Genomic DNA, 4,901 nt, shown 5'->3' on the forward strand with positions numbered 1-4,901 from the left:
GGTCCGATTCCTCCCCGGCCTGAAGGCCGAGGCGTCCTCGGAGGTATTTGGTGAACGGCTAGGGGCATTCCATTCGGACCGCGCCTGTCAGTACCAGGGCTGTCACCGGTGCGCGGCGTGGGTACCGAGGCAAGCAGGGCGACCGTGCGGCTGCTGCGCCTGCCCCTTGAACTGGCGGCGGGGGGCGTCGGCCAGCTGACCGGGTACTTCGGTCGTACTCTGCCGTGGCGGCGGACGGGCCGGGACGAACCGGCGACAGGCGGGGGCCCTCCTGTGCTGTTGGCGCATGGGCTAGCGGACAGGGAATCGGTCTGCACCGCGCTGCGGCAGGGGCTGGGCGGCCTCGGCGTGGGCCCCTTCATCACGGTGAGTTATGAGGCGCTCAGCCCGGACATCCGCGCGGCAGCCCGGGTCCTGGGCGAGCAGGTGGAACTGGCCATTGCCCGCAGCGCCGGGCGGGCCGTTGTCGTGATCGGATACAGCCTTGGAGGGCTGGTCGCCCGCTACTACGTGCAGCGGCTCGGCGGGGACACGTACGTGCCGTTAGTGATCACACTGGCGACGCCGCACGGCGGGACCACTGCAGCCCTGCTGGCACCGCCGCATCCGCTTCTGCGTCAGCTACGGCCGGGCAGCGGCCTGCTGACCGAACTCGCCGAGCCGGCCGTGGGGTGCCGCACTCGATTCGTGGCCTTCTACAGCGACCTGGACCAGGCTGTCATCCCGGCCACCAGGGGACGCATCGACCATCCCGACCTCATGGCATGCAATGTGCTCGTGGCCGGCGTCGGCCACCTGACCCTCCCCACGCACCGGCCGGTCATCGACCAGGTGCGCTCACTGCTGAGCCGACTGCTGACTGCGGCTCAGCAGGCCGCATCCGCCGCAGGCCCCCCGCACGGGCCCAACCCCACCACGAACGGGCAGCCCCACGACACCGCCGGGGCTCTCCGTGACAGCGTGACGGAAACGGAGGACCCTTAAGAGGTAGCCGACAGGAACGTCAGCACGTGTGCGGACGGACAGCATGGCTCTTTCACCCAACCCCGAGAGCGCGTCGACGGTACGCCCGTATTGCCCCCAGGACGAACCAGGGGTGCGAGAACTCATCGATGCCGACCGCCTGCCGGGACAGCCGCACTGCACCCTGGAGAAGCTGACCGCGGCGCGGCGCAGTCCTGTCCCCTTCCCCCTGGCCGGCTGGACTGTACCGGCTCGGCCACGGATCAGCGTCCTGGCCGATGCCGAAGACCGCCCCTACGGGATCATCGCGTACTTGTCCTGGACCGATGTGCGAACCGGTCAGATCTGCTGGCTCCACGCCTACGAGGACCTGTCCGCCCTGCGCGCCCTGATAGGCCACGCACTTGCCGCACTTGCCGACTGCACGTGGATCGAGGCCTTCGTGAGTGCTCCGCCGAGTCCCCTGGGTCCGGGCGGCCTGCCCTGCACCCGACGCGGCGCCACCCACGACGCCCTGGTGCAGACCGGCTTCACCGGCCGCTGCCAGGGCTGTTACCTGCACCTCGTGCTTTCCGCCGAGCCCTTGCCGACCGAGCTGGTCGCCGATGTGTTCCCCTGCAACAACCCTCCGGGCCACCGTCTGATCATTCGCGAGGCCGCCGAACCGGTCGCCGAAGCCGTGGTCAGCGTGGAACCCGACCGCACCGCGACCGTCTACTGGATCGAGACCCTGCCCACCCGCCGCCGCCGCGGCCTGGGCCGCAGGCTGCTCAGCCAGGCCCTGGCCCTGCTGGCCGAACAGGGTGCCACCGAGGTCGCCCTCGTCCTCGACGACACACAGCAGTCCGCCTCCGAGAGCCAGGCCACCACCCGGCTCTTTAGCTCCTTCGGCTTCACCCTCGTCGACCAGCTGTGGACCTACCAGCGCCAACGCCCCCGAGACCCGCGGCCTGGCGCGTGAGCCCGAGGGCGTGACGGGAAGCATGACAGCCGAGAAGGAGTGCGGCACCGACCGCCCAGCCGGACCGGGGCCGGTCGGACCGAGACCTGTCAGGCTTGGACGCGTTCCGGCCGCGAGGATGGTGGAGCGTGCCTGATGATGACGCTCGTAGTCCAGCACCCGCCGGGTGAGGCTCTCTCCGGCATCAGCCAGCAGCTTGCGGATGTCACCCGCGCTCATGATGTCGTAGCCGGGCCAGGGCTCATGCCCGAGCAGATCCGCGATCCTGCTCAGGACCGCAAGACGGACCGCAGGGGAACGCTCATAGGAGCAGACCGTGGCAAGATCTCTCTGCGACAACTGCGGGAGCCGGTCAAGGATCATCCTGGCGGGCTCGGATTGCTCGGAAGGGAACAGAAGCGCGGGAGCCATGGGCCGCTTCCCTCTTTGCCGGCGATTGGCGGGCCATCGGGCCGTTGTACGGCGTGCCGTGTTCGTCCGTCGGGGAGGCGGAACAGACGCGGCGTGAGGCCACTGAGTTCCTAGACTCAGGCTCCGCCGGGCCTGGACCACCCATCGCTGGAGCCAGCGTCCACAACGCCGCCCCTGAACGCGGCTCCCCGGGCTCCCACCCGCAGGACGAGAGCCCATACCCACCCTGGCGGAGCTCAGTCCAGGAGCAGTCCCATGTAGTACTCGTTGATCCGGCGGCCGTGCACCTCCAGTGCGGCCCGCCGAAGTCCCTCGACCTGGAAGCCACACGCCAGATAGAGACCAAGGGCACGGCGGTTGTGCTCCATCACGGTGAGTTCCAGCCGGCCCATCCCGCGGGAGCGAGCCTCCTCGACCGCTGAACGCATCAGAGCCCGCCCCAGGCCCCGGCCACTGTGATCCGCGCATACCCCAGCCACCACATAACCGGTGCGACGGGCCCGAGCGTAGGACAGCACCGACACATCGACATAGCCGACCGCCACCGCCCCAGCCAGGGCCACAACCAGATACGACAGGTCCCGGCCATCGGCACCATCGGCCAGACGCGCCTCCAGCGGCCCCGGGTCCGGCTCCCGCTCACCGGGCTCCAGCAGCATGAACTCCGTCTCCCGGTCCAGGACCTGCTGCAACTCCACCAGCCCGGGCCCGTCACCGGGACGCGCCAACCGAATCAACGGATCGAGCATCACCACGCCCCCAGCCTGCCAGACACTCGGCCCCGATCACGCAACGCAACCAATCCAAGATCACCTCTAGATGATCGATTCCAAGGGGTGGCGATCGTAGGGGCCTGCGTTCAGCGGGTGTGACGTTTCCGGTCAGCCTTCTGCGTGGGCACGCACCAACGCTACGTCCGTTTCCTGCCAGCAAACATCCGTGCGTCGAGCCAGCATGGGCACATGACCAGGTACACCGTGTTCCCCATTGACACAGCCGCCCTCAGGGAACTGCGGGTTGCCGACGACGCAGGCCGTCCCTGCGCCCCGTATATCGCGACCCACGACGACGAGGGCTCCCCGCTGCGCTGCTGCCTGCGCCCCATCACGCTCGGCGAGCGGATTGCCCTTGTTTCGTACGCCCCGTTGCGACGCTGGGCCGCCGCGAGGGGTGCGCTTCCGGGCGCGTACGACGAACAGGGTCCCGTCTTCATCCACGCCGATGGCTGCGGCGGGATCACCCCCGGCGAGAACTACCCCTTCGATCGGCCGGGCGCCCTGCGTACCGTGCGCCGCTATGACGCCCGGGGCCATATCGCCGGTGGACGCCTTCTGGAGATTCCAGCCGACGCCACGGCTGGCTTCGATGCAGCCTTCGATGATGCGTTCAGCGACCCGGAAGTGGTGCTCGTGCACGTCAGGGCACTGGAATACGGATGCTTCCACTTCGAGGTGCGACGGCCCTCCGCCGAGGAGCAGCAACCGCCCTGCCACCTGAATGATCGATTTCAAGGAATCGGCTGCCCGCAGGGAACGAGGGAGCCCAAAGTGCGGTTGTGGGACGCGCAGAGGAACAACCCGTCGCTTCCGGGATTCTGACTCGTTGATTTGGTATGGGCATACCGGAGGGCACGCGGGAGTTGCTGGCGGCGAAGTTCCAGGCGGTGTTCCCGCACTTGGATGAGCGTCAACGGCGTTTGATGTTGGGTGCGGAAGCACGGTCGCTGGGGCACGGCGGGATCCGGGTGGTCGCCCGGGCGGCCGGGGTGCGCGAGGGGACAGTCTCGCGGGGCGTGGCCGAACTGGAGGGAGGCGAACCGCCGTTGGGGCTGGTCCGCCGTCCCGGCGGTGGACGCAAGCGCGTCGTAGACGTTGATCCGGGCCTGCGTCCGGCTCTGCTGGCCCTGGTCGAGCCCGATCTGCGGGGCGACCCGATGTCGCCGCTGCGCTGGACCACCAAGTCGACGCGGCGCCTGGCCGCGGAGTTAACCGTCCAGGGCCACCGGGTGAGCGCGGACCCCGTCGGCGACCTGCTGCGGGAGGAGGGCTTCAGCTTGCAGGGCAACTCCCGGGTGTTGGAGGGTGCGAGCCACCCGGACCGCGACGCGCAGTTCCGTTACATCAATGACCAGGTCAAGGCCCACCAGGCGAGCGGGGATCCGGTGGTGTCCGTGGACGCGAAGAAGAAGGAGCAGGTCGGCGAGCACCACATGTCCGGCCGGGAGTGGCGGCGCAAGGGGGAGCCGGTCAAGGTCCGCTCGCACGACTTCCTGGAGTACGGCGGCGCGGGCCAGGTCGTCCCCTACGGTGTCTACGACCTGGCCGCGAACACCGGGTGGGTCAGCGTGGGCTGCGACCACAACACCGCCGCGTTCGCGGTCGCCACGATCCGCCGCTGGTGGGATGCTGTCGGCCGGGACGCCTACCCGCAAGCCGGCCGCTTGCTGATCACGGCGGACGCTGGCGGTTCCAACGGCTACCGCACCCGCACGTGGAAGGTCGAGCTGGCGCGGCTGGCGGGCGAGACCGGCTTGGAGATCACTGTGTGTCACTTTCCGCCCGGGACA

4 protein-coding genes and 1 pseudogene are annotated in these 4,901 nt (G+C 69.1%); 4 read left to right on the forward strand and 1 reads right to left on the reverse strand.

Features of this window, described 5'->3' with window-relative positions; translation table 11 throughout:
• The first annotated feature begins 117 nt into the window (after positions 1-117).
• Together VXC91_RS42405 and VXC91_RS42410 are read left to right on the forward strand one after the other, a co-directional pair.
• Positions 118-984 carry an alpha/beta hydrolase gene (locus VXC91_RS42405; RefSeq protein WP_329512689.1) on the forward strand — a complete coding sequence of 289 codons (867 nt, stop codon included), beginning with the start codon at positions 118-120 and terminating at the stop codon, positions 982-984.
• 43 nt (positions 985-1,027) lie between these two features.
• Positions 1,028-1,924 carry a GNAT family N-acetyltransferase gene (locus VXC91_RS42410; protein ID WP_329512690.1) on the forward strand — a complete coding sequence of 299 codons (897 nt, stop codon included), beginning with the start codon at positions 1,028-1,030 and terminating at the stop codon, positions 1,922-1,924.
• Between the two features lie 647 nt (positions 1,925-2,571).
• On the opposite strand, the gene VXC91_RS42415 is transcribed toward VXC91_RS42410, so the two are convergent.
• Positions 2,572-3,084, reverse strand: a complete 513-nt coding sequence (locus tag VXC91_RS42415) for a GNAT family N-acetyltransferase (RefSeq protein WP_329512692.1) — start codon at positions 3,082-3,084, stop codon at positions 2,572-2,574.
• Positions 3,085-3,297: 213 nt separating this feature from the next.
• On the opposite strand from VXC91_RS42415, the pseudogene VXC91_RS42420 reads away from it, so the two are divergent.
• Both VXC91_RS42420 and VXC91_RS42425 read left to right on the forward strand, forming a co-directional pair.
• Positions 3,298-3,798 (forward strand): annotated as a pseudogene (locus VXC91_RS42420) (DUF1203 domain-containing protein); the annotation flags it as partial.
• Positions 3,799-3,947: 149 nt separating this feature from the next.
• Positions 3,948-4,901, forward strand: a 954-nt coding sequence (locus tag VXC91_RS42425) for an ISAzo13 family transposase (protein ID WP_329512691.1), incomplete at its 3' end; no start/stop codon positions are given.

Origin of the sequence: Streptomyces chiangmaiensis, from assembly GCF_036281785.1 — a bacterium.
Lineage (GTDB): Bacteria > Actinomycetota > Actinomycetes > Streptomycetales > Streptomycetaceae > Streptomyces > Streptomyces chiangmaiensis.

Bases quoted from the DNA above. Each gene is read 5' to 3' on its own strand.
- VXC91_RS42410 (WP_329512690.1), top strand. From the start codon at position 1,028: ATGGCTCTTTCACCCAACCCCGAGAGCGCGTCGACGGTACGCCCGTAT.
- VXC91_RS42415 (WP_329512692.1), bottom strand. From the start codon at position 3,084: ATGCTCGATCCGTTGATTCGGTTGGCGCGTCCCGGTGACGGGCCCGGG.